The 25374-nt window shown below is 44.4% G+C and carries 22 protein-coding genes; 10 read left to right on the top strand and 12 right to left on the bottom strand.

All coding sequences use genetic code 11. From position 1 onward, the window contains the following. The first annotated feature begins 293 nt into the window (after positions 1–293). The gene (locus tag GKR48_RS07185; protein WP_154627578.1) at positions 294–932 is read left to right on the top strand and encodes a TetR/AcrR family transcriptional regulator; all 639 of its coding nucleotides are present in this window, start codon (positions 294–296) and stop codon (positions 930–932) included. A gap of 192 nt (positions 933–1124) precedes the next feature. Then, a complete protein-coding gene (locus GKR48_RS07180) occupies positions 1125–2165 on the top strand; it encodes an AbrB family transcriptional regulator (RefSeq protein ID WP_154627577.1) in 1041 nt (346 codons plus the stop codon). 64 nt (positions 2166–2229) lie between these two features. Here the strand turns inward: GKR48_RS07180 and GKR48_RS07175 are convergent, their stop codons facing one another. Next, positions 2230–2577, bottom strand: a complete 348-nt coding sequence (locus tag GKR48_RS07175; protein ID WP_154627576.1) for a YacC family pilotin-like protein — start codon at positions 2575–2577, stop codon at positions 2230–2232. Between the two features lie 330 nt (positions 2578–2907). On the opposite strand from GKR48_RS07175, the gene cueO reads away from it, so the two are divergent. Both cueO and hpt read left to right on the top strand, forming a co-directional pair. Next, entirely contained in the window at positions 2908–4602 is a 1695-nt protein-coding gene (gene cueO, locus GKR48_RS07170; RefSeq protein ID WP_154627575.1) for a multicopper oxidase CueO, read from the top strand. Between the two features lie 115 nt (positions 4603–4717). Beyond that, the gene (hpt, locus tag GKR48_RS07165) at positions 4718–5254 is read left to right on the top strand and encodes a hypoxanthine phosphoribosyltransferase (protein ID WP_154627637.1); all 537 of its coding nucleotides are present in this window, start codon (positions 4718–4720) and stop codon (positions 5252–5254) included. Between the two features lie 74 nt (positions 5255–5328). Here hpt and can read toward each other — a convergent pair whose 3' ends face one another. After that, a complete protein-coding gene (gene can, locus GKR48_RS07160) occupies positions 5329–5982 on the bottom strand; it encodes a carbonate dehydratase (RefSeq protein WP_036955599.1) in 654 nt (217 codons plus the stop codon). A gap of 254 nt (positions 5983–6236) precedes the next feature. On the opposite strand from can, the gene GKR48_RS07155 reads away from it, so the two are divergent. Beyond that, entirely contained in the window at positions 6237–7178 is a 942-nt protein-coding gene (locus GKR48_RS07155) for an ABC transporter ATP-binding protein (RefSeq protein ID WP_154602409.1), read from the top strand. Further along, positions 7175–7945 carry an ABC transporter permease gene (locus GKR48_RS07150; protein WP_108478347.1) on the top strand — a complete coding sequence of 257 codons (771 nt, stop codon included), beginning with the start codon at positions 7175–7177 and terminating at the stop codon, positions 7943–7945. The genes GKR48_RS07155 and GKR48_RS07150 overlap by 4 nt, the downstream gene beginning before the upstream one ends. A 128-nt stretch (positions 7946–8073) precedes the next feature. Here the strand turns inward: GKR48_RS07150 and panD are convergent, their stop codons facing one another. The 7 genes from panD to sfsA all read right to left on the bottom strand — a co-directional run bounded on the left by panD (position 8074) and on the right by sfsA (position 14293). Then, entirely contained in the window at positions 8074–8454 is a 381-nt protein-coding gene (panD, locus tag GKR48_RS07145) for an aspartate 1-decarboxylase (RefSeq protein ID WP_006659325.1), read from the bottom strand. Positions 8455–8716: 262 nt separating this feature from the next. Then, positions 8717–9580: a pantoate--beta-alanine ligase gene (gene panC / locus GKR48_RS07140; RefSeq protein ID WP_154627574.1), complete on the bottom strand. Its 864-nt coding sequence runs from the start codon at positions 9578–9580 to the stop codon at positions 8717–8719. Positions 9581–9614: 34 nt separating this feature from the next. Then, entirely contained in the window at positions 9615–10406 is a 792-nt protein-coding gene (gene panB / locus GKR48_RS07135; protein WP_154627573.1) for a 3-methyl-2-oxobutanoate hydroxymethyltransferase, read from the bottom strand. A 66-nt stretch (positions 10407–10472) separates the two neighbouring features. Next, positions 10473–10955: a 2-amino-4-hydroxy-6-hydroxymethyldihydropteridine diphosphokinase gene (gene folK, locus GKR48_RS07130; RefSeq protein WP_154627572.1), complete on the bottom strand. Its 483-nt coding sequence runs from the start codon at positions 10953–10955 to the stop codon at positions 10473–10475. 70 nt (positions 10956–11025) lie between these two features. Continuing rightward, positions 11026–12552: a polynucleotide adenylyltransferase PcnB gene (gene pcnB / locus GKR48_RS07125; protein WP_230088622.1), complete on the bottom strand. Its 1527-nt coding sequence runs from the start codon at positions 12550–12552 to the stop codon at positions 11026–11028. A 378-nt stretch (positions 12553–12930) separates the two neighbouring features. Beyond that, the gene (dksA, locus tag GKR48_RS07120) at positions 12931–13386 is read right to left on the bottom strand and encodes an RNA polymerase-binding protein DksA (protein WP_006659320.1); all 456 of its coding nucleotides are present in this window, start codon (positions 13384–13386) and stop codon (positions 12931–12933) included. A 190-nt stretch (positions 13387–13576) separates the two neighbouring features. Beyond that, a complete protein-coding gene (gene sfsA, locus GKR48_RS07115) occupies positions 13577–14293 on the bottom strand; it encodes a DNA/RNA nuclease SfsA (RefSeq protein WP_154627570.1) in 717 nt (238 codons plus the stop codon). A 161-nt stretch (positions 14294–14454) separates the two neighbouring features. On the opposite strand from sfsA, the gene hrpB reads away from it, so the two are divergent. Together hrpB and mrcB are read left to right on the top strand one after the other, a co-directional pair. Then, a complete protein-coding gene (hrpB, locus tag GKR48_RS07110) occupies positions 14455–16914 on the top strand; it encodes an ATP-dependent helicase HrpB (protein WP_336431130.1) in 2460 nt (819 codons plus the stop codon). A 231-nt stretch (positions 16915–17145) separates the two neighbouring features. Continuing rightward, entirely contained in the window at positions 17146–19683 is a 2538-nt protein-coding gene (gene mrcB / locus GKR48_RS07105) for a bifunctional glycosyl transferase/transpeptidase (RefSeq protein ID WP_154627569.1), read from the top strand. 216 nt (positions 19684–19899) lie between these two features. Here the strand turns inward: mrcB and hemL are convergent, their stop codons facing one another. Beyond that, positions 19900–21189, bottom strand: a complete 1290-nt coding sequence (hemL, locus tag GKR48_RS07100; RefSeq protein WP_154602416.1) for a glutamate-1-semialdehyde 2,1-aminomutase — start codon at positions 21187–21189, stop codon at positions 19900–19902. A gap of 237 nt (positions 21190–21426) precedes the next feature. On the opposite strand from hemL, the gene erpA reads away from it, so the two are divergent. Continuing rightward, positions 21427–21771, top strand: coding sequence for an iron-sulfur cluster insertion protein ErpA (gene erpA, locus GKR48_RS07095; RefSeq protein WP_132496746.1), 345 nt, complete (start codon positions 21427–21429; stop codon positions 21769–21771). 209 nt (positions 21772–21980) lie between these two features. Here erpA and btuF read toward each other — a convergent pair whose 3' ends face one another. Then, on the bottom strand, positions 21981–22790 hold the full coding sequence (gene btuF / locus GKR48_RS07090) for a vitamin B12 ABC transporter substrate-binding protein BtuF (RefSeq protein ID WP_154627636.1): 810 nt from the start codon (positions 22788–22790) through the stop codon (positions 21981–21983). A gap of 95 nt (positions 22791–22885) precedes the next feature. Then, positions 22886–23578: a 5'-methylthioadenosine/S-adenosylhomocysteine nucleosidase gene (gene mtnN, locus GKR48_RS07085; protein WP_154627568.1), complete on the bottom strand. Its 693-nt coding sequence runs from the start codon at positions 23576–23578 to the stop codon at positions 22886–22888. A gap of 131 nt (positions 23579–23709) precedes the next feature. Between mtnN and dgt the strand changes: the two genes are divergently transcribed. Beyond that, positions 23710–25242 (top strand): dGTPase, encoded by a 1533-nt coding sequence (dgt, locus tag GKR48_RS07080; protein WP_154627567.1) that lies wholly within the window; start codon positions 23710–23712, stop codon positions 25240–25242. The last annotated feature ends 132 nt before the right edge of the window (positions 25243–25374 follow it).

Below are 25374 nucleotides of genomic sequence, written 5' to 3'. Positions count from 1 at the left end.
ATGAGACTGTAGTCTCATTATTTGGCGCTATCTGCTTGGATGTTTAGAAGATGATTTGTATCTTATTGATTAAACATTATAAATAGAGTGGTTATCATAAAATAGTTAAAACAGATTAATGGTTTTTGTCCATGAATATTTAAATATAATGATTTACCGTGCTGTATTTATAGCGTAATTTCGAGAGCGAACACACAACATACTCGTCAGATGATTAAGAATGCTTATCGGAAAATATGTACTGTGAAAGATATTGTCTACACTCATAGAAAGGCGATTTTAAGGATAAAGACATGCCACTGAGCCATCTCATGCCAGATTACAAAGGAACGCGCAAACGTACCTATAATTTACTCGTGTCAACGGCAGTTGATCTATTTGAAAAAGGGGCAATGCCGTCAGTGTCTGAGTTAGCGATGGAGGCGGGCGTTTCGCGTGCGACTGCTTATCGTTATTTTCCAACACAAAGTGACCTGATTGCCGCGACAGTGAATGTTAGCCTTGGTCCTATTTTGACGTGGAAACCGCAAAGCGAAAAAACAGAAGAGCGGATCGATGAGCTGTTACGTTATGCGTTCCCGCGTATGTTTGCTCACGAAGGGGTTTTGCGTGCAGCGTTACAAACATCACTTCAACAGTGGGCGCTTGGGCGTTCATCACCTTCACCGGAACCCGAAGAGAAACGATTAGAGCGTGGTAATCGTAAAGATATTTTGGTGATGGTCACATCACCGATGAAATCTGATTTCCCGGATGAAGTCATTGATAAAGTCATCAAAGCGTTTTCCGTGATCTACGGATCGGAAATTTTCTTGGTATTAAAAGATATCTGGAAATTGGATAACGATCAGGTAACAGAAATCGCACAATGGATGGCAAAAGCGATTATTAATCAAGCGACTGCGGATAAGCAGCAGATTGAAAAACCATAAACATTAACCCCCTCTCAAATTCACCTAATATCCTCCTGTCTATAGGGGGATTTTATGTACCTCATAGGATTATCGGTTAAACCTTCACGAAAAACAGACATGATGAACATTTCAGCATTCTTAGCCTTATGATATTGAATGATTGTGATATAACTTAATCTCATAATTAATTATATCAATGGTTACTGTCCGATGATAAAGCTGATAAAAATGAGTGTTGGGATCATTCTTTGTGCCATTATTGGCGGTGCACTCACTTATATCGGCATTCCCTTAGCATTGATGTTTGGCCCTATTATCGCCATTATCATTTTTCATCGTTTTGGCTTCTCATTCCCTATCCCTAAACATACCATTACTTTTGTTCAAGTGACGCTCGGAACCTCTGTGGGCTTGATGTTTAATCAAGTGTCGCTGAAGGATGCAGATAACTTATTGCTACTGTTATTGATGCTGGTGGTCTGTTTGGCCGTGCAGTTTTCATTTAGCTTTTTCTGGTTTCACCGCAAGGTCGGGTGGACAAAACAGGAAGCGATGTTGGGCTCGGTACCGGGAGCAATGGCCGCTATCCTTGCTTTAACGGATCACACCCATACTCCGCCGCAAAAAATTGTTATCTCCCATACTATCCGTTTGATTATCCTTATTTTATTGGCAGGATTGGTGGTGGGAAGTGAGGGCGATCCTCAGCCGTTAATTGAATGGCCTACGTTAACGCTCAAATCCACGTCCTGGTTATTGGTGATAGTGACGGTGGGGGTGGTGGTTGGGATGTTTTTGCAACGCCTGCGAGTACCGGCGCCTTTTATGTTAACGTCCCTCGGGGCGGCAACGTTAATTCAAGGTTGGATTGATGTTCAGCTCCATTTCCCATTGATGCTGACTGAGCTGAGCATGGTTTTAATTGGGATGAATATCGGAAATCATTTCATTGTATTCCCGCTATCCGCGCTGATAAAAAATATCTACTCTTCAGCTCAAGTGGTGATCATCAATATTATTTTGACCTTTTTGATCACGGTGTTTGCTGCGTGGATCACGGGGTATGATATTGCGGTGTTATTGTTGGCTTGGGCTCCGGGAAGTATGGAAGCGATGACTTTCGCAGCAATAACGATGAATTTAGATGCGGGCTTTGTCATGTCGAACCATATTATTCGGATGGTGATTATCCAAACGATTCCATCGATAGTTTTGTTTTGGCAGGAGCGAAAAGGGAAGAAAGAGGGATAAGAAGGAAACATGTATCGATGTGGGTTATAAGGGGCATCGACATGTTTCCGCAGAGATTTCAGGCTTATTTTACGTAAGCAAATAGCCCTAAAGAGTCTCTCGCCAAAGATTGACATTTAAACTCTTGGGTCAGTGGAATACTTTTTAAATCATCGTAGCTTTCTTTATTTAGTTTGCTCATTTTATCGGAGTTGTAGTTTCCCAAATCCCACTTATTACTTTTCGCAAAGTAAACAATGGCGCGTTCAATTTCTCTGTCAGGAATTTGGGAATAGCCGCAATCATATTTTAAATAAATAAATACAGCGGTCAGATCAGCGAGGTCTTCAGCTTCATTGGTAGAGAGTGCTTTGGCGGTATTGGTTAGCCCCAAAAGCATCATTAAGCATGACATCAATATAAATTTTTGCATTCGATATTCATCTGGTTTTTATGTCAAGTAACATTAGCATAAGAACATACTCGCATTACATCAAGTTGCCTGATTTCTTTATGGCTACGATGTACTCTATAGAGACTAAGTACTTTAGATTATTTTGTGTATAGATTCGTTAGTCAATTCTAACTTTCTTAAATCTATGTAATAAACCCATATTAGATCCATGGGTTTATTGACCTTCCTGTAAGGGGAAGCTTTATCATTCCAAACATTAAACCACGTTTTGCTTGGCAAGGGCAATTTCAGACTTGTCATACCGTGCTCACTGATTGTTGATTTTGATAAATAAAAGGAAGGTTATCTATGTTACGTCGTGATTTTCTGAAGCTGAGTGCTATCGCTTATGCCGCGAGCGCACTGCCAGTTTGGAGCCGCATGGCTGTTGCTGCGGGGAATTATCCCTCATTGGCTATTCCACCACTTGTAGAACCGGATGCACAAGGGAATATTCAAATCGCCATCAAGCAAGGTATTTCACAGTTTGTACCGGGCAAGAAAACCACAACGTGGGGATATAATGGTGATTTATTGGGACCCGCACTTAGCCTGAAAAATGGGCAGTCAGTTAACATTAATATCACCAACCAATTGCCCGAAGAGACAACCGTACACTGGCATGGTCTGGAAATTTCCGGTGAGCAAGATGGTGGACCTCAAGCAATTATCGCACCCGGTGCTAGCCGTAAAGTCAATTTCACTCTCAATCAACCTGAAGCCACTTGCTGGTTCCATCCTCATACTCACGGAAAAACAGGTTACCAAGTGGCGATGGGATTAGCGGGATTAGTGCTTGTTAAAGATGAAGATAGCCAAAAACATGGCTTACCGAGCGAGTGGGGTGTCGATGATATTCCCGTTATTCTGCAAGATAAGCGCTTAAAAGATGACGGACAAATTGATTATCAATTAGGCGTCATGAGTGCTGCCGTGGGCTGGTTTGGGGATATGATGCTGACCAATGGAGCGGTTTATCCTAAACATGTTGCACCGAAAGGCTGGATCCGCCTGCGGTTATTAAACGGTTGTAACGCACGTAGTTTGAACGTATCGACCAGTGATGGACGAAAAATGTATGTGGTGGGCAGTGATGGTGGATTGCTGGCTGAACCTATCGCATTAACTGAATTGCCGATTTTAATGGGTGAACGCTTTGAAGTATTGATTGATGCCTCAGATGGACGTTCCTTTGACCTTGTCACTTTACCTGTTGGGCAAATGGGCATGACCATCGCGCCATTTGATCAGCCACTGCCTGTTTTACGCATTGAAACTACTTTGAGTACGGGAGCTGGAAAATTACCTGAGCAATTAGCAACGATTGCTGCCATTCCTTCACTGACGGGGCTAAATCGCCGTAAATTCCATTTGATGATGGATATGCGCTTGGATATGCAAGGCATGATGATGCTGCGCGAAAAATATGGTCCGCAGGCGATGGGAAGCATGGGAGGTCATGGTGGTATGATGGGGAATATGGATCATTCCAATATGAATGGTGGCAATATGGGGAGTGGAAACATGAACCATGGCAATATGAATAACAGCAATATGGGTCATGGAAGTATGGATCATAGTAATATGGATCATAGTAATATGGCTGGCAGCATGCAAAACAGTGGCGGTCATTGCGGTATGGGCACGGGGGATCTGGATATTCATAATGCGAACACCATCAATGGACAGGTTTTCTCAATGACCCATCCTGCGTTTAATGCGCCGCTAAATCAGCAAGAGGTATGGGTGATTTCAGGGCGTGGCGATATGATGCTGCACCCATTCCATGTTCACGGAACGCGTTTTAGGATCCTCAAAGAAAATGGTCGTCCAGTTGAACCGCATCGCCAAGGTTGGAAAGATATTGTGAAAGTAGAAGGACAAGTGAGCGAAGTCTTAGTGGAATTTAAGCATACTGCGACGCCACAGCACCCTTATATGGCACATTGTCACCTACTGGAGCATGAAGATACCGGCATGATGATGGGCTTTACCGTAGGCTAAGGTTATCGAAACTGGCAGTGGCGATGTGGTCACTGCCATTTGTTTTGTCGTCGCGTCTTTGTGTGGCTTATGTTAAAATTACGCGCTTTCCTTTCCCATATATGCGTAATAGATGATGAAACATACTCTGGATGTAATGATCTCTGAAGAAGAGATTGCTCAAAGAATCAGTGAATTAGCAGACAGCATTAGTGCTCATTACCAAGAAAAACAAGGTGATTTAGTGCTGGTTGGTCTGTTAAAAGGCTCTTTCATTTTTATGGCGGATCTGTGCCGTAAAATCACCGTACCTCATGAAGTTGATTTCATGACCGTATCAAGCTACGGCAATGCAATGACATCAAGCCGTGATGTGAAAATCGTGAAAGACTTAGATGAAGATATTCGCGGTAAGCATGTGCTGATTGTGGAAGATATCATTGACTCAGGCAACACCTTAAATAAAGTCCGTGAGATTTTTGGCCTGCGTGAGCCTGCATCTGTCGCAATTTGTACTCTGTTGGATAAGCCTTCTCGCCGTGAAGTGGATGTACCGGTTGAGTGGATTGGTTATTCAATCGAAGATAAATTCGTTGTCGGTTATGGTATCGACTACGCGCAGCAGTATCGCCACCTGCCGTACATTGGGCATGTCACTCTGCTGGAAGAGTAAGTTTTTTAAACTGTATTCTTAGCAATAAAAAGAGCAGCCTAGGCTGCTCTTTTGCTATCTTATTTTCGAAAAAATTATTTTTTCTGTGTGAGCTTAGAGATAGCCTCACGATAACCTAACTCTAACTTCTCACGGCTATCTGAGGTAATGTGTAAGTCGTGTAAGCGACCATTATTGATACCGTAAACCCAGCCGTGGATCATGATTTTCTGACCACGTTTCCATGCGGATTGCATAATAGTGGAGTGACCTAAGTTATACACTTGCTCAACCACGTTTAATTCGCAAAGACGATCTAAGCGTTCGCACGGTTTTAGTTCACCTAACATAGAGCTATGGCGATACCAGATATCTCGAATGTGTAATAACCAGTTATTGATCAGGCCCAATTCGGTGTTATCCACCGCTGCTTCAATACCACCACATCCATAGTGACCACAGATAATAATGTGCTCGACTTCCAGAACATCAACCGCATACTGAATAACTGATAAACAGTTTAAGTCCGTATGGATAACTAAGTTCGCCACATTACGGTGAACGAAGAGATCCCCAGGGGCTGCGTTGATCAGCTTTTCGGCAGGCACTCGACTGTCTGAGCAGCCGATCCATAGAAATCTTGGTTTTTGAGCTTTTGATAATTCTTTAAAGAATTCAGGATCTTTTTCTTTTACAGACGCTGACCATGCTTCGTTATTAGCAAACAGCTCTTCAATTTTTCTCATCATGACTTATAGCCTAGTTGTGTGACTTTGCGATAAAATCTTATACAGCATTTATTGATTAAATAATAATTAGTTATACTAATTTCACATCTATGATGAACCACTCATTTATACATGACAACCCTCATTAAGGGGGATGTTGAATAATATATTGTTAAATTATTATCACTTTTCTGCATAACATCCGACAGGAAAAAGTGGCATCATTAATCTATATTGCCTCCAAACAGCCCCAAGAATAAAGGTATTTTTAATATATGACTTACGCACTCGAACTATCGCAGCTGACCAAAACCTATGCAGGTGGCGTGAAAGCGTTGCGTGGCATTGATTTAAGCGTGGAAGATGGTGATTTCTATGCCTTACTTGGACCGAATGGTGCAGGAAAATCAACAACGATTGGTATTATTAGCTCACTGGTCAACAAAACCAGTGGCTCAGTAAAAGTGTTTGGCTATGACTTAGATAAGCAAGTTGTCTTGGCTAAACAGCAACTTGGATTAGTGCCTCAAGAGTTCAACTTTAACCCGTTTGAAACAGTCTTACAGATCGTTTTAAACCAAGCAGGTTATTATGGTGTTCCTCGTCATGTGGCAAACCAGCGTGCTGAGCAATATCTTACTCAGTTAGATTTGTGGGAAAAACGTAATGAGCGTGCACGTAATTTATCTGGTGGGATGAAACGCCGCTTGATGATAGCTCGCGCTTTGATGCATCAACCAAAACTGTTGATCCTCGATGAACCGACAGCCGGTGTTGATATTGAGTTGCGTCGTTCTATGTGGACGTTCCTGAAAAAGCTGAATGCACAGGGTACTACCATTATTTTGACCACTCACTATCTGGAAGAAGCGGAAATGCTGTGCCGTAATATCGGGATTATTCAGCATGGTGAGCTGGTGGAAAATACCAGCATGAAGCAGCTTTTAAGCCAGCTAGAGTCAGAAACCTTTATTTTCGATTTGATGCCAAAGAGCCCAATTCCAAGCTTAACGGGGTATGAATCCCGCTTAGTGGATACGTCAACTCTCGAAGTTGATGTGAAACGTGAGCAAGGGCTCAATGGGGTCTTCAGTCAGTTAAGTGACCAAGGAATTCAAATTTTGAGTATGCGCAATAAGGCTAACCGCCTTGAAGAGCTGTTTGTCAGCTTAGTGAAAAAAGATAATCAAGTTTCAGAGCAGGAAGGTGCGCAATGATCTCGCTATATTGGGTTGCCCTAAAAACGATTTGGATCAAAGAGGTCACTCGCTTTGGTCGTATCTGGGTGCAAACATTGCTGCCACCTGTAATCACGATGTCGCTCTATTTTGTGATTTTCGGTAACTTAATTGGTTCCCGAATTGGTGATATGGGCGGCGTAGATTACATGCAGTTTATCGTCCCTGGCCTTATTATGATGGCGGTGATCACTAACTCATACTCTAACGTCTGCTCGTCATTCTTTGGGTCTAAATTCCAGAAAAATATTGAAGAACTATTAGTTGCTCCCGTACCGACTCACGTGATTATTGCCGGTTTTGTTGGCGGTGGGGTTGCACGTGGGATTTTAGTCGGATTCTTGGTGACTATTGTATCTCTGTTCTTTATCCCATTGCAGGTTCATTCATGGTCAATGGTGGTGATCACGCTGTTATTAACGGCGATTGTGTTCTCCCTTGCAGGTCTGTTAAATGCGATTTTTGCCAAAACCTTCGATGATATCAGCATTGTTCCAACCTTCGTTTTAACGCCACTGACCTATCTAGGTGGGGTGTTCTATTCACTATCTTTACTGCCGCCATTCTGGCAAGCGGTTTCTAAGCTCAACCCGATTGTGTATATGATAAGCGGTTTTAGATATGGCTTTTTAGGCATTGCGGATGTGTCTATCGTCGTGACTTTGAGCGTATTAATGGTGTTTTTAATTATCTTCTATGCTTTGACATGGTATTTAATTGAACAAGGTCGCGGATTAAGAAGTTAACCTAGCAAATAGGTTGCGTTGAGGGTGAAATGGGACTTTTCGCCTAATATATAAAGAGGGAAAATCACGCGTTTATCCCTCTTTATATGTCACTTTAAATGCCTCTAATAGGGGCTTTCTATATTAAATTAAGCCACTTGAACAGGCACGGCTTTAGCAATGCGGCTCATTGTGTTGTTCGCATCAAAGTAAGCCACTTTGGGTTGATGTTGGCGGGCCTCTTCATCAGGTAACATACCGTAAGTGCAAATAATCAACTTATCGCCAACCGCAGCGCGACGTGCCGCAGCACCATTCACAGAGATAATTTTAGAACCGCGTTCCCCTGCAATCGCATAGGTTGAAAAACGTTCGCCATTATCCACATTATAAATATCGATAGCTTCGTATTCTAAAATGCCAACGGCATCTAAGAAATCCTGATCGATAGCGCAAGAGCCTTCATAGTGGAGGTCTGCTTGGGTGACAGTGGCACGGTGGAGCTTACCTAGTAGCATTTTTCTTTGCATTTCTTCTTCCTCATTCAAGCCACAGCGTTGTTGGCTGCGCGCTCTTGCCCTAGTCACATACTTATGTATGCTCCTAGGGTCGCGTTTACTTGCCGCCTAGCTGTGACATGAATGAGTTTGAATAAATCTCAGGTTATTTTTTCTCATTCAAGCTCAGCGTTGTTAGCTGCGTAATCATATTTATTCTTACTCATTGTATGCCACAGCGTTGTTGGTACGTTCTCTTACTACCTGGCTGTGACATCAATGATGTTTAAATTAGTTAAGCGATATCGAGCGGTAACTCGACTTGCAGATTGTCGATTAAACGGGTTTGACCTAGCCATGCAGCCATTAAAATCACGGCGCGGCGGCTGGAAACCGTCAGTTCACCGAGGTTATCGGCATCGCGAATAAAGAGCTCGTCAGGGGTAAATCCTGCTTGGCGCAAAGACTCTTCCATTTCACCAATTAAACGGGTTGCTGCCGCGGGAGAGTCCGTGAGCTTCTCACCTGCTTTTTGCATAATCGCAAACAGCTGAGGGGCGATTTTTAGCTCATCGGCAGACAAATTATTATTGCGTGAACTCAGGGCTAAGCCATTCTTAGCGCGAACGATAGGGACACCGACAACCTGAATATCGAAAGAAAGGTCAGTGACCAATTTACGGACTAACTGAAGCTGCTGATAATCTTTTTCACCAAATAATGCAATATCAGGCTGCACGAGATTAAATAGCTTGGTCAGCACTGTCGCAACGCCACGGAAATGCCCTGGACGGCTAGCGCCTTCTAACATGGTAGAAATTTCAGGTACTTCAACGTAACTTTGGTTGTCCATACCTTCAGGGTAAAACTCGGCGGCAGACGGTGCGAAAACTAAATCAACACTTTTACGTTTCAGTTTTTCGCAATCTTCCTGCAAGGTACGAGGGTAATTGGCTAAATCGGATTGACGGTCAAACTGCATTGGATTGACAAAAATACTGGCAATGACAATGTCGGCTTGCTGTTTAGCCTGGTCAATCAGTGTCAGGTGTCCATCATGTAAATTGCCCATCGTTGGGACAAACGCAATACGTTTGCCTTCTTGTTTCCAGCGACGAATTTCACGGCGCAAGATTGGCGATGTTTCAACGATCCGCATACTTCCCATCCTTATCGTTATATTTCATACAGAATTACGAAAATGAGTGAGCGTCACTCGGGTAAATTTCTTGCTCAACTTCTTGAATATAGAGGCTAATTGCATCGTGAATATTGCCCGCTTCAGCCAGAAAGTTTTTGGCAAACTTCGGTGGTTTCGCGGTGATCCCTAACGCATCGTGCATCACCAGAATTTGCCCGTCAGTGCCATTACCCGCACCAATTCCAATGACTGGCAACAGTAATTCTTCAGACACTTGGTTCGCAAGGGATGTCGGTACACACTCAAGAACCAGCAGCTGAATACCTGCATTCTCGAGGGCAATTGCATCTTTGATAAGCTGATTGGCGCTAACTTCATCACGACCTTGGACTTTATAGCCTCCAAGGACATTCACCGCTTGTGGGGTTAAGCCTAAGTGGCCGCAGACTGGTACGGAGCGTTCACACAGCATTTTGACGGTTTCACATAGCCAGCTGCCACCTTCGATTTTCACCATATTCGCGCCAGCTTGCATCAAAATAGCGGCATTGGCACAGGCTTGCTCCGGTGTGGCATAACTCATAAAAGGCATGTCGGCGATGATGAATGCGTTAGGGGCGCCTTTACGTACGCAGCGAGTGTGATAGGCGATCTGCTCGATGGTCACTGGTAGGGTGCTGGTTTCGCCTTGGATAGTCATACCTAAAGAGTCACCAACCAGCATCACTTGGATACCTTGCTCAGCAAACAGTTGAGCAAAACTGGCATCGTAGGCCGTAATGGTCGCGAATTTGTGTTTCTCTTTTTTATATTGACACAAATCAGCGAGAGTAATGGGTTTCATTAAAATAACCTCCGGAAATGATTTCTCTTATGACCATACCTGAACGAGGTTAAACACATTAGGAATTTATTCCCAAAGCATTAGGCCATTTTGAGGGACGTGTGTAAGTCTTTCTGACAGTTTTTCACCATCGGGAAAAATCAGGGAAGGGGTAATATCACTGAGCGGATAAAGCATAAACTCACGCTCTTTTAGCCCATAATGTGGAACAGTTAAGCGCTCGGTGTGGATCTCTCGATTGCCAAACAACATGATATCGAGATCTAATGTTCTCGGCCCCCAGCGCTCATCTTTGCGAACGCGCCCTAAATCTAATTCAATTTTCTGGGTGTAATTGAGTAATTCTTCAGGTTCGAGTTCAGTTTCCAGCAAAACTGCCAGATTGAGATAATCAGGTTGATCCTGTGGACCGAGGGGTTTAGTTCGATAAATAGAGGAAGTGCTCACAACGCGAGTGCTTGGAATCGCATCTAATGCGGCAATTGCTTGTTGTGCTTGCTTCAGTGGCTCGCCTAAGTTGCTGCCAATGGCAATGTACACTTGCTCCATCTCTTTATCTCTCTATCTTAATCTCTCTATGGTGATCGCAACGACCGCTTAAGCCGCTGCGATTGAACCGTTATGATTTATTCGGTTTTCTATTACCGGATTGTGATGAACGATGAGGGCGCTGGCGGCGGCGAGTTGGCGCACTACCGAGTTCCGAGATCATTTCACGTTGTTTCTGGGCATTGGCTTGTTGGAAGTCATTCCACCATAAAGCGAGTTCTTGTAGCTCATTACGGTGTTCTACATTGGCTCTAAGCTCTAATAAATCAAAGGCAGCACGGAATTTCGGGTGCTCCATCAATTTATTAGCACGACGCCCTTGGCGACGTGGTAAGCGTAATTGCAACATCCAGATATCACGCATGGTGGTGGTGATGCGTTTTGGTATTGCAATAGAGCGGCACTGTTCATCCAATACATCGTTCATTGCTAGCGCAAAGGCATCATAGTAAGCGAGACCGCCTTCTTGTGATAGTTTCTCCGCGTGCTCAGTGACGGGATACCATAACATGGTTGCAAATAAAAATGCAGGGTTGACGCGCTTATCATTTTTTAGTCTGAAGTCAGTGTTTTTTAACACCTGTTCAATGACTTTTTCCATTGGTGAGTCACCATTCTCAGTGAAGCGGCTCGCAATCACTGGGAACAGTTGTTCAAACAGATGATACTGATTCAGCATTTTATAGGTGGCGTAACCATAACCTGCTTGAAGTAATTTTAATGACTCTTCAAACAGTCGCGCAGAAGGGATTTCACGCAGCAATGGCGCTAAGCGATGAATGGGCTCTGCAGTATTTGGCTCGATACGCATATTTAGCTTACAGGCGAAACGCACGGCGCGGATCATACGAACTGGATCTTCACGGTAGCGAGTTTCTGGGTCGCCAATCAGACGAATAACGCCATCTTTTAAGTCTTGTAATCCATTGACGTAATCGCGTACGGAGAAATCATCAATGTTGTAATATAGGCTATTGACAGTAAAGTCGCGGCGGATAGCATCTTCTTCAATGGAACCGAAAATATTGTCGCGAAGCAGCATGCCATTTTGCGCTTGAGATGACAGGTTTTTATCATCGACTTCTTGGTCGTGGTGACCTCGGAAGGTGGCGACTTCAATAATTTCTGGGCCAAACATAATGTGCGCAAGGCGGAATCGGCGACCAACCAGTCGGCAATTACGAAATAGCTTGCGAATTTGTTCTGGGGTTGCATTGGTGGTGATATCGAAATCTTTTGGCTTTTGGCCTAATAATAAATCACGTACACCACCGCCAACTAAATAGGCTTCATAGCCATTTTTATTAAGGCGGTACAATACTTTCAGTGCATTTTCACTAATGTCATCACGCGAGATTATGTGTTGAGCGCGTGGAATAACGGTAATCGATTCTTGTTTCGTCACGGATGTTCGCTTCTGTGTTTGAGCATCGGAACGTTTAGAGGGACGAACCGCTTTCTTTGTGTGTCTCGTATTCTGGTCATGTCTAGTATTCTGCTCATGCCGAGTTTTCCTCTCAGATTTTTTCTCTGATGCAGAAGGAGTGACTGGCCTTTCACCGGCTGCCTGTGTGTCTCGCGCACCACGCTTTGGCATCGATTCCTGTTCTGCGGACGATGCTGGTTCATTGCGAGATAAAATGTTGCGGCAGAAATTTGCTACTCGGTTAAAAATAGTACACCTCGATGTCATTACATAGATTCATTAAACAAAATAAGCGGCTAATCATAGCTCACTGAAGTTTCTTTGAGAATGGTTAAACGAATAAAAGTCATGGCTAATTATTTTTTATATCAATTAACTCAGTGAATATTATACAAATTGTAGCTTTTTGCGCGAGACGCAAACGATAACAAATGTAGAGAAAATGAGAGAAATAAAGATGAGGAAAAGGGGAGTTTAAACATTTTTGAGGGTGCGAATCCTTATAACGGCGCAGGGTTAATGCGCCGTTGAGGACTCCCAAAACAACAATTAGCCAGCCATCTGCTTTTCGCGGATCTCTGCTAATGTTTTACAGTCGATGCACAAATCTGCTGTTGGACGCGCTTCCAAACGACGGATGCCAATTTCCACACCACAAGATTCGCAGTAGCCAAAATCTTCATCTTCAACTTTCTTCAGCGTCTTTTCGATCTTCTTGATCAATTTACGTTCGCGGTCGCGGTTACGTAACTCGAGGCTGAATTCCTCTTCCTGAGCGGCTCTATCAACGGGGTCTGGAAAGTTAGCTGCCTCATCTTGCATATGAGTAACAGTCCGGTCCACTTCATCTCTGAGTTGATTGCGCCATGCTTCGAGAATGAGCTTAAAATGCGCCAATTGGGCTTCGTTCATGTACTCTTCGCCAGCCTTCTCATGATAGGGCTCAACCCCGGCAATGGCGAGAATGCTTAAGGACGATGTCTTACGTTTTTGCCCTTCTTGCATAATGCTTCTCCTACACACGCAAATTTTACAAAAACCCCAAGGGGGAAAATTTAAGGTCGCTATAAATATCAGAAGACAGCCGTCTTGGCAATCGTTCATGTGATGAGTTTTGTAACGCTGTGAGGACAAGCGTGTTTCTTCCCTTCACTAGCACTCCTAACTCGATGACCTTGTTTAAATATCGACTAATCTAAAATGACTTAGTCGGGGTGAAGCGAATTGATGTCCCTATTTGCATTTTTTGTTTAGATATATCCACTTGATAACACAGAACTTCGACGCCATTGGCTATAGCTTGTTCTAACAACGCTGCATATTGAGAGTCAATATGTGCAGCAGCGGATACTACGTGGATACCGCTATGTAAAATGACAAACATAAGTATGGCGCGTTTTCCTTCTTTCGCAATCAAAGTCAGCTCTCTAAGGTGTTTTTGACCTCGGATTGTCTGAGTATCAGGGAAATAGCCATGGTTGTTTTCCAGCAAAGTCACTGATTTTACTTCAATAAAACAATCAGCTAAGCCCTCTTGAGTGAGTAAAAAATCAATTCGACTGTTTTCACTGCCATACTTCACTTCAGGGGTCACTATACTGTAGTCAGATAATTCTGGAATATGCTTTTTTGCCAACGCTTCTGCCACTAATTGATTTGCTCGCAGCGTATTAATACAAATTAGATGGTTGTTTTTGGTTTGTGTTAACTCCCAGCTGTACGGATATTTTCGTTTTGGATTATCCGAGGTGGAGTACCACACGGTATCCCCAGGAGTTGCACAGCCTGTCATCGCCCCAGTGTTTGCGCAGTGTATCGTCATTTCCTCACCCTCGGGGGTGACGACATCCGCTAAAAAACGTTTATAGCGTTTAATTAAGATGGCTGATTTTAAAGGGGGGATAAATTCCATGTATTCTCCGTTTACCGCGTTGTTCGTGACATAACATAGCACCATGCTATAGATGGGCTTGGATAATAGACAGTATTAATGCGTCATATTCGTTAATGCGACAATTTGTTAATGCTACAATGCTTCTCATAGAAAGTTAAACCTCATGGAGTTACCCCTTAGTGTTCCCTATCTTAGAAGTAAGTGATGACTTACTCGCTGCTCTAGCGAAATCCTCTCAAGTTCTGTTGCATGCGCCGACAGGGGCTGGGAAATCCACGGTATTGCCGCTAGAAATCCTCAAAAGTGAGCAGATAGAAGGGCGAATTATTATGTTAGAGCCGCGGCGTATTGCAGCGCGTTCAGTCGCCACTCGCTTAGCGCAGCAGTTAGGGGAATCGGTAGGGGAAACTATTGGTTTACGTATGCGCTCAGAAAGCAAAGTGAGTGCTAAAACGCGTTTAGAAGTGGTGACGGACGGTGTGCTGACTCGCCAATTACAGAATGACCCGATGCTTGAAGGTGTCGGATTGGTCATTCTGGATGAATTTCATGAGCGTAATTTGCAGGCCGATTTAGGGTTAGCGCTGTTATTGGATTCTCAGCAAGCACTGCGGGACGACTTAAAAATTCTACTAATGTCCGCTACGCTGGATGATCAAGGGCTTAGCCAGTTATTTCCTGATGCGCCAGTGATCAGTTCACAAGGGCGGGCATTCCCTGTTCAACGGGAATATAAGCCCATCAATCCGAATAAACCGTTTCATCAAGAAGTCGCGAGCGCGGTTTGGCAGCTGATGCAGCAACAAGCTGGCTCTTTGTTACTCTTTTTACCGGGTGTAGGCGAAATTGAGCGGACGAAAAGCCAGTTAGAAGGGTTAGTGACTGACGATGTGATGTTGTGCCCAATGTATGGCGCGCTATCAATTCAAGCCCAGCAACACGCGATTCTGCCTGCCCCTGAAGGAAAACGTAAGGTCGTGCTGGCGACCAACATTGCGGAAACCAGCCTCACCATCGAGGGGATCCGTTTAGTGGTGGATAGTGGTTTTGAGCGAGTGGGACAATTTAACCCGCGAAGTGGGCTTACAAAGCTCATTAAAAAACGCATTAGCCAAGCCTCAATGACTCAACGGGCGGGACGGGCTGGGCGCTTAGAAGCGGGTGTATGCTGGCACCTCATGAGTGCAGAACAAGCTGAACGTGCAGCGCAATTTAGTGACGCGGAAATTAACAATAGTGACTTAAGCGGATTATGGTTAGCGCTCCTTCAATGGGGCTGTCACGATATTTCTCAACTCCAATGGTTAGATGTTCCCCCTGAGGCGGCATTATCGGCAGCGAAAACCCTGTTATTCAAATTGGGTGTCACCGATGCCCAAGGGAAACTCACGTCGATGGGCAGTAAAATGGCGGGAACGGGGACGTCGGTGCGTACGGCGGCGATGCTGTATCACGCGCAGCAAATTCAAAATAAATCCGTTATTCAACTTGCTGCATTATTAACAGCAATTATTGAAGAGCCTCCCCGCGGCGAAGTGATTGACCTACATACCCATTTAGAACGTCCGACGGATAACTGGTGCAAACGGGCATCTATCTTAAGTGGTGACAAGGTTACCCATTCTTTAGGAAAAACCGCAGGGCTGATTAGTGAGTGGTTACCAACATTACTTGCCGCAGGGTTTCCAGACTACATAGCGAAATCCCGAGACCATCAAACTCGTTATCAATTAGCCTGCGGGTTAGGGGCAACACTGAATGATAATGACCCACTAATGGGCAATACATGGCTGATGGTAGCGGCATTATGGCAGTCAGAAACCTCGGCAGATGCGCGTATTTCCTTGGCATATCCTATTGAAATTGAAAAGCTTCAACAGGACTGCCCGCATCTTTTTAGCACTCAAGAGACGGTGGAATGGGATGAGCTGCGGGGGAGCTTGCTGGCATGGCGGCGCTTACAATGTGGGCAGTTAGTCGTGAAATCTCAACGGCTGACTAATCCAGAACCGGAAGAGATTAAAAAAGCGCTGGTTTACTGGCTTCAGCAAAATGGTTTGCAACAGTTAAATTGGCAAGAAAATACCCTACAGTTGCGCATTCGTTGTGAATTAGCGGCGCGTTATTTTCCTGACTCGCCATTGCCTGCAATGGATGATGAGACTTTACTCGAGACGCTTGATGAATGGTTAGCCCCTTATCTTAATGGCGTGACAAGCAAGAAAAAGCTGCAAGAAATTGATTTAATGAATTTATTATTGAATCGATTGGATTGGCAGCAACGCCAATGGCTCGACAGCACTTTCCCTATGAGCTATGTCGCCCCTTCTGGGAGCGAGGTAAGTATTCACTACGCGCTAGACAAGCCTCCGGTGGTTGAAATTCGCCTGCAAGAAGTGTTTGGTGAAAAAGCCAATCCAACCGTGGCAAATGGCAAAGTGACATTAACATTATCATTGCTTTCACCGGCAAGGCGCCCTATTCAGATAACTCAAGATCTCGGTGCATTTTGGCAAGGGAGCTATAAAGAGGTACAAAAAGAGATGAAAGGGCGTTATCCAAAACATCCTTGGCCAGATGACCCTGCGAATGCCGAACCAACGCGACAAACAAAAAAAGCGATGATGAGTGCGAAATAACCTAATTTTGTGCTCTAATAACGGGCTGTAAATTAGGCAATGGCGCCCAATAGACAGCGTAAGGAAGTGTAATTAGGAGCTTTCTTCCGTGAAATTCTTTGAATTATGAGCCAAAATTAGCCTTATGTTACATCTACGCATCTGTAATTGTGCTTACGCACATGTCGTTATGTTTGCGCATACATAGTTAGATTTTAATGCCTATTTAGGTATAGGAGATATGGAGCGACCATGTCCGGTAAAGATTTTGAACCCATTGGCAGACGTAAAAGACGCGCTGCTGAGAAATCGTCATCCTCTTCACGCCGCCGTAGACGCCGCGATGATTATGATGAAGATCTGTATGATGACGAAGATATTGATGATGAATATCTTGATGATGAAGACGATGAAGAAGAGCAAATGACCAAAAAAGGCTCAAAAAAGAACAAACCTCGCAAGAGTAAATGGCGCTGGTTTTGGCTGCTAGTTAAATTAATGCTGGTACTCGCCGTGATACTGGCGGCTTACGGTTTTTACCTAAACCAACAAATTAAAGAGCGCCTTGATGGTAAGGTGTGGGACTTGCCTGCGGCAGTATACGGACGCATGGTAAACCTTGAGCCGGGTATGGATTACAGCCAAGCTGAAATGACCAACCTGCTTGAAGGGATGCAGTACCGTAAAGTCAGCAAAATCACCACATCCGGTGAGTTTGTGGTGAAAGGCAATACCATTGAAATTTTGCGTCGTCCATTTAATTTCCCAGACCAAAAAGAGGGGCAAGTCCTCGCGCGTCTGGTGTTTGAGAATGGCATGTTGAGCAAGATTGAAAATATTGAAAATGGGCGCTCGTTCGGTTTCTTCCGTTTAGATCCGAAACTGATCACCATGATGCAATCTGCGAATAATGAACAGCGTTTAGTGCTGCCAATGGCGGATTTTCCTGAATCCTTGGTGAAAATCCTCCTCGAAACGGAAGATAGAAACTTTTATGAGCATGATGGTGTTAGCTTATATTCTATCGGTCGTGCGGTGGTGGCGAACGTCACCGCGGGTCGCTCCGTGCAGGGGGGAAGTACCTTAACGCAGCAGTTGGTGAAAAACCTATTTTTAACCAACGAAAGAACCCTGAAACGTAAAGCTAACGAAGCCTTTATGGCATTGATTTTAGACTACAACTACAGCAAAGAACGCATTCTTGAGCTGTATTTGAATGAGGTCTATTTAGGGCAAAATGGTAATGACGAAATTCGTGGCTTCCCGCTGGCGAGTTTGTATTACTTTGGCCGACCAATCAATGAGTTAAGTTTTGACCAACAAGCATTGCTGGTGGGAATGGTGCAAGGTGCATCGACCTTTAACCCGTGGACTAAGCCACAAAATGCGATTAAACGCCGTAACATTGTGCTTAAAATCCTCGAAACCCGCGGTGTTATCGACAATGAGATGTACCAAGTTCTGAGCGCTCGACCACTCGGTGTGAAAAACAAAGAAGGGTTAGTCGCATCTCAACCCGCATTTATGCAGATGGTACGACAAGAGCTGAGTGAGAAGCTTGGGGATAAAGTTAAAGATCTCTCTGGTGCGAAAATCTTTACTACCTTAGATCCTGTGGCGCAAACGGCGGCGGAAAACGCGGTCGAGTTCGGTGTGGCTGATTTACGTAAAGCACGTAAATTGGATGATATCGAAGGTGCCATGGTGGTGGTTGACCGTATTAATGGCGAAGTGCGTGCAATGGTCGGTGGCTCTGATCCACAATTCTCAGGCTTTAACCGAGCGTTGAATGCTCGTCGTAGCATTGGTTCTTTAGCAAAACCACCAGTTTATTTAACGGCATTAAGTGAGCCAGACCGCTTCCGTTTAAATACGTGGCTATCCGATGAACCACTGACCATCAAAGTCGGTAATCAAAGCTGGAGCCCACGAAACTATAGCCGTAATTTTAACGGTCGTATGATGCTGGTGGATGCGCTTGCGAAATCACAAAATATTCCAACCGTAAACTTAGGAATGGAAATTGGTCTTGACCAAGTGATGAACACCTTTATCCGTTTAGGTGCGCCAGAAAGTGCGATGGAAAAAGTCCCTGCGATGTTGTTAGGTGCGGTGAACTTAACGCCAGCTGAAGTGGCGCAAGTGTACCAAACCATTGGTGGCGAAGGTAATCGTGCAAAATTATCTGCATTACGTTCAGTGATTGATGGTGATGGCAAAGAGCTGTATCAAAGTTATCCATCCGCAGAGCGTGCCGTACCATCTCAAGCCGCTTATTTGACCCTGTTCGGTATGCAGCAAGTGGTACAGCAAGGTACTGGACGTGTATTACTGAATAAATATGGTAAATACAATCTGGCGGGTAAAACGGGTACCACGAACGACCTGCGTGATAGCTGGTACGCGGGTATCGACGGTAAGGAAGTGGCTATAGTCTGGGTCGGTCGTGATAACAACGGACCAACACAGTTAACAGGCTCGACAGGGGCATTGCGTGTTTATCAGCGCTATTTAGATAACCAAACGCCACTGACACTTATCAACCGAGCGCCAGAAGGGATAACCGACATGCGCGTCATGATGGATGGCCAATTTAGCTGCTCTGATTTAGGTGGCGGTAGAATGTTGCCAGTCTGGACAGAAGATCCGCAAAGCCTATGCCAAGGATCAGCATCGCAAGATCCGGTGTGGAATTTGAATGGGAATGGTGAGGCGCCACAAGAAGATGGAGCTGCTCCTGACTGGGTTAAGGATATGTTTGGCGATTCTCCGTCATCCCGCACGCCGTAGCGTTGTTGGCTTCACTCGGATACTCGGGTCACATACTTTTGTATGCTCCCCGAGATATCCTAGTTTGCCGCCTAGCTACAGCGCACGGGATTTAGGAGAATATTGAGTTTGATTGAAGAAGAAAACAGATCAAAAATATATTCAGAAAAATAGATAAAAAATAGGCGCCGTCTTTTGTAGATGGCGCCTATTTTTTTGAGCGGATTATTGCGGGGATTATTCGGCTTTGATTTTTGCCAGTGCAATTTCCGCAGCATCGATGGTGCGCTGGATATCTTCATCGCTGTGGGCGACAGACATAAAGCCCGCTTCGAATGCGGATGGCGCTAAATAAACGCCTTCTTCTAACATGTAGTGGAAGAATTTCTTAAAGCGAGTCACGTCGCATTTCATCACGTCTTGGTAGCAAGTCACAGACTCAGCGTCAGTGAAGAACAGGCCAAACATCCCACCCACATGGTTAATGACCATAGGCACGCCTTGCTCTTTAGAAACACGGGCTAAGCCACGCGCCAGCTTATCCGTGAGTTCCGTTAAGCGTGCATGAACCCCCGGTTGAGAGACTTCATTTAAGCAAGCTAAACCCGCCGCCATAGCAACAGGGTTACCAGAAAGTGTGCCTGCTTGGTAAACCGGGCCGATTGGCGCTAATTTTTCCATCACTTCATAGCGACCGCCAAAAGCGCCCACTGGCATACCGCCACCGATGATTTTACCTAAACAGGTTAAATCCGGTTGTACGTTGTAATGATCTTGAGCGCCGCCGAGTGCAACACGGAAGCCTGTCATGACTTCATCGATGATCAGTAGTGCATTGAATTCATCACATAATGCACGCAGACCCGGCAGGAATTCTGCGGTTGGTGGAACGCAGTTCATGTTGCCCGCGACAGGTTCAACAATCACACATGCCACTTCTTCAGGGTAGTTTTCGAAAGCTTGGCGTACAGAGGCTAAATCGTTGTATGTGCAAGTTAATGTATGCTTAACGAAATCTTCAGGTACGCCCGGAGAGTTAGGCTCACCCATGGTCAGTGCACCGGAACCGGCTTTTACTAATAGGCAGTCAGCGTGACCGTGGTAGCAACCTTCGAACTTAATAATTTTATCGCGACCTGTATAACCACGAGCAAGGCGGATCGCGCTCATGGTGGCTTCAGTACCGGAGTTAACCATACGGATCATATCGATAGATGGCACTAACTCACACACCAGTTTTGCCATTTCCACTTCAGCAGCCGTTGGCGCACCAAAGCTTAAGCCTTTATTGACAGCTTTAATCACCGCATCGCGGATAGCCGGATGGTTGTGACCCAATACCATTGGACCCCAAGAACCCACATAGTCAATGTAAGCTTTGCCATCGACATCATAAATGTAAGCGCCATCAGCGCGTTCGATAAATAACGGAGTACCACCCACACCATTAAAGGCGCGAACAGGGGAGTTAACACCGCCAGGGATCAGCTGTTGGGCTTCATTATATAATTCTTCGGAATGGTGCATTACAGGGCTCCTGAAAAGAGACTAAATAAAAAGTTGCCGCTATTCTAAAGCACAAGGGCGATTAAACCAATGCTATCAATCACAATGATGGATCAATCATAAAGATGAATAGTAACTCTGTGCTCAATTGTGTAACAACACTTGAACCAATGAGTCAGGTGACGGATAATTGAGAAATTGATCTAAGTAGGCTTTGCCTTACCTATGAATTTACCGGTCACCGGTCTGGAGTAATAAATGAGTGATGATGTAGCTCTGCCTCTGCAATTTACCGATGCAGCTGCAACCAAAGTAAAAGACTTAGTTGCCGATGAAAATAACCCAAATCTGCGTCTGCGCGTCTATATTACGGGCGGTGGTTGCAGCGGCTTCCAATATGGTTTTACCTTTGATGACCAAATCAACGAAGGGGATATGACCATTGAAAAACAAGGCGTTGCACTAGTTGTAGACCCAATGAGCCTGCAATATTTAGTGGGTGGAAGTGTGGATTATACGGAAGGGCTGGAAGGGTCACGCTTTATTGTGACCAACCCAAATGCTAAGTCTACATGTGGGTGTGGTTCGTCCTTCAGCATCTAAAATCTTTCGTTATATTTTGCGCTGTGGCGGTGTTGGCTTCGTTCAGCTACTCGGGTCACATACTTATGTATGCTCCCCGAGATATCCTCACTTGCCGCCTAGCCACAGCACAAACTATTTAGAAAGATTCTTTCGTGATATTCAATTCTTAACTTCTTAACTTCTTAACTTCTTAACTTCTTAACTTCTTAACTTCTTAACTTCTTGTCTTAGTTTGGTAATGCGTTTAGCTGGTTGCATAGCTGCTCGGTGGCATTGATGATGCGAGGGCCGGCGCGGTGGAACCAATCCTCATTTAAGCGAATGATAGGGACATTGAGTTGAGTGCCCCAGAAAGCTTTGACGGCATTTTCTTGCTCTGGTGAGCCAGTCATGATGATGGCATCGGGCTTGCGGGTAAGAACTTGCTCACGGCTGACTTGAGGCCATTGGACAGCGCTGTTTTCAAAAACATTCTGAGCACCGCAAGTCTTAACCACATCATTTTGAAGGGTATGATTACCAGCACTAAATAATGGCTGAGTGCCGAGTTGGATAAATAATTGCTTAGGTTTCTTATTAGTATCTAATTTATCTTTTTGTATCTTTAGCGCGCTGCGCATTTGGCTGATATTTTTCTCTGCTACTTCAGGACGAGGGCTGTATTGTGCAAGTTCCTCCAATGAGCCGATAACGCCATCAATGCTTTGCGGATCAAAATAGACAATTGGAATCCCCAACGACGCCAGTTGATCTAATGGTCTCTGTGGGTTACCGCCTCGCCACGCTAAAATCAAATCCGGCTTTAAGGCAATAATTCGCTCCACATTTAACCCTTGCCAATCCGCAACTTGCTCAAGCTTTTTGGCAGAGTCGGGATAATCGGAATAGGCGCTCACGGCAACTAAGCTATCTCCCAATCCCACGGCATAAGCCAGTTCAGTATTCGCTGGCGATAAACTAATGACTCGGGATTTGGGGGCGGCGAATGCACTATTGATTAGGGTTAATAAAAATAGAAAACCAATCAGTGAGTGCATGAGTTTGGTCGTTAGATTCATAGCATTACTTCACAAAGAGGTATTAGAAAAGGCATAAATGAAGGTCAGTTATGCCTTAGAAAGTGATAAATAAATTACGCTAATGCTGTGACAATCGCAGCAACCATCAGGGATGATTGACGTGCAGCGACAGGTAAGAACTCGTCAAAGCTAGTGTGAGACTCTTTGTCTGCTACATCTGAAATTGCGCGAACCACCACAAAAGGTACTTTAAACTGGTAGCAAACATGACCGATAGCAGCGGCTTCCATTTCAACGGCAGCAACGTTCGGGAAGGTGGCTTTGATGCGCGCTAAAGGCTCTGCACCATTGATGAATGCATCACCACTGCAAATCAAACCACGCACCGCATTCATATCTAAGGCTTTGACACATGCTTCGGTCGTTTCAATGAGTTTTGCATCGGCAATAAATGCAGGTGGGCACTGTGCCATTTGACCGGGTTCATAGCCAAATGCGGTGACATCCGCATCGTGATAACGTACTTCTGTAGAGACAACAATATCCCCAACATTTAAACGAGGATCTAAACCACCCGCTGACCCTGTGTTGATCACTACATCTGGTTTACAGTGTTCTAACAGTAAAGTAGTACCGATTGCCGCAGCGACTTTACCGATGCCTGATTTTAATAAGGCAACATCAACGCCGTTCATTTTTCCAGTGTAAATTTCACAGCCAGCAAGGCTCAATGTTTGGCAACCTTCAATTTTTTCGCGCAGGGTCGCAACTTCTTGCTCCATCGCACCTATGATACCGATTTTCATTATGTCATACTCACTGTTGATTAATTAGACACTTATGTCGTAGATGGCTAAAGTGTAACATCGAAAGGTGGGTTTTCCTCTGCCTTTTCTTTGGGGATTTAGGAATAAAATGGTAAGGCGCAGAGGCTAGCATGGCGGGAAAAGAGATTAATTTTGTTAAAAAGCTGAGTTTCCAACGTAACTATATGAGTAGCGGGAAAAATCAAAGAGTCTCACCCGATGATGAAGATGCCGTAAATCGTCTATTTGAAAGTGACCGTGGGCGGATTATTAATTCGGCAGCCATTCGTCGTTTACAACAGAAAACCCAAGTTTTTCCCCTTGAACAAAACTCCGCCGTACGCAGCCGTTTAACCCATTCTCTTGAAGTTCAACAAGTCGGGCGCTACATCAGCAAAACGGTGTTGGGTGAATTGAAAAAGAAAAAATTGCTTGATGAATATGGGTTAACCGACCGTTGCGATGCCTTTGAGAGCCTCGTAGAAATGGCGTGTTTGATGCATGACATTGGCAACCCGCCGTTTGGGCATTTCGGTGAAGCAGCTATTCAACGCTGGTTTAGTAAATTATTAGCGCCAGACTATTTGTTCACGCCTGAGTCTGAAGACCCATGTAAAATTAAAGCGTTACAATTGACTGGTAATGAAAAGCAGGATCTATTTCGTCGTCAGCTTAAGCGTGATTTATGCTCGTTTGAAGGGAACGCTCAAGGGCTACGCATGGCGCATCGCCTGCTCAAATTGAATTTAACCTACGCCCAAATTGGTTCTATTTTGAAATACACTCGCGGCGCTTATGACCTTGAGCCGATCCCGCCAGAGTTTGATTATTTAATGAAAAAACCGGGTTATTACTGGTCTGAAGCGGATTTTGTCAGCGAGTTAACTAAAAAGTTGGAAATGACTAAATATTGCCGTTTTCCGCTCTCCTATATTATGGAAGCGGCGGATGATATTTCTTACTGTATTGCGGATTTAGACGATGCAGCAGAAAAGGGCATTTATACCGTTGAGCAACTAATTGAGTACCTAAAAGCAGAGTGGGGTGAGGTAAAATCAGGGGATCTCTTCGACCAAACTATTTTGCGGGCATTCAATAATATCAGCGATAACCACACGAGGCGCATTCAGCAAGATCAGTTTTTCATGTATTTACGCGTCAATATTACGGGAAAGCTTGCACATTACAGTGCTCAACGCTTTATTCAAAACCTACCTGAAATTTATCACGGTAGCTTTAACAGCGCGTTACTTGAAGATAAAAGCCAAGAGCATCGCCTATTAAAAGCTTTAAAAACAGTGGCGTTTAAGCATGTGTTTAATCACCATGAAGTGGAAGAACTAGAGCTACAAGGCTACCGAATTATCAGCGGATTATTAGATGTTTACAGCCCACTGTTGATGATGGATAAAGAGGATTTTGCAGCATTAGTGGCGCAAAATTACCATAAACACTTTTTTATCGAAACTCGCCTATTTCATAAGTTATCGAATAAACATCGACTCTCGTATAACGAAGCCTTGGAGAAAATTTCAGTCACCAGCGATGCGGATAAATCGATGCTAGAGTTTTATTATCGAGCCAGACTGATTCAAGACTACATTAGCGGAATGACTGACCATTATGCTTATGAAGAGTATCGAAAATTTATGGTGACAAATTAATGCTGATAAAAAAAGTCAGTATATAGCGTGACAAAAAAACTAAGTGGTCACTAATTTTGGTAAAAAAAATGCTATGATAGCCCGCTAATTTGTCTACCCAATTATCAGGCAGCCGCAGTGATAAAGTAAGCC

Origin of the sequence: Providencia sp. wls1943, assembly GCF_009706275.1 — a bacterium.
GTDB lineage: Bacteria > Pseudomonadota > Gammaproteobacteria > Enterobacterales > Enterobacteriaceae > Providencia > Providencia zhijiangensis.
Note: the sequence above shows the minus strand (reverse complement) of the source record. Positions and strands in the feature narration are given on the sequence as shown.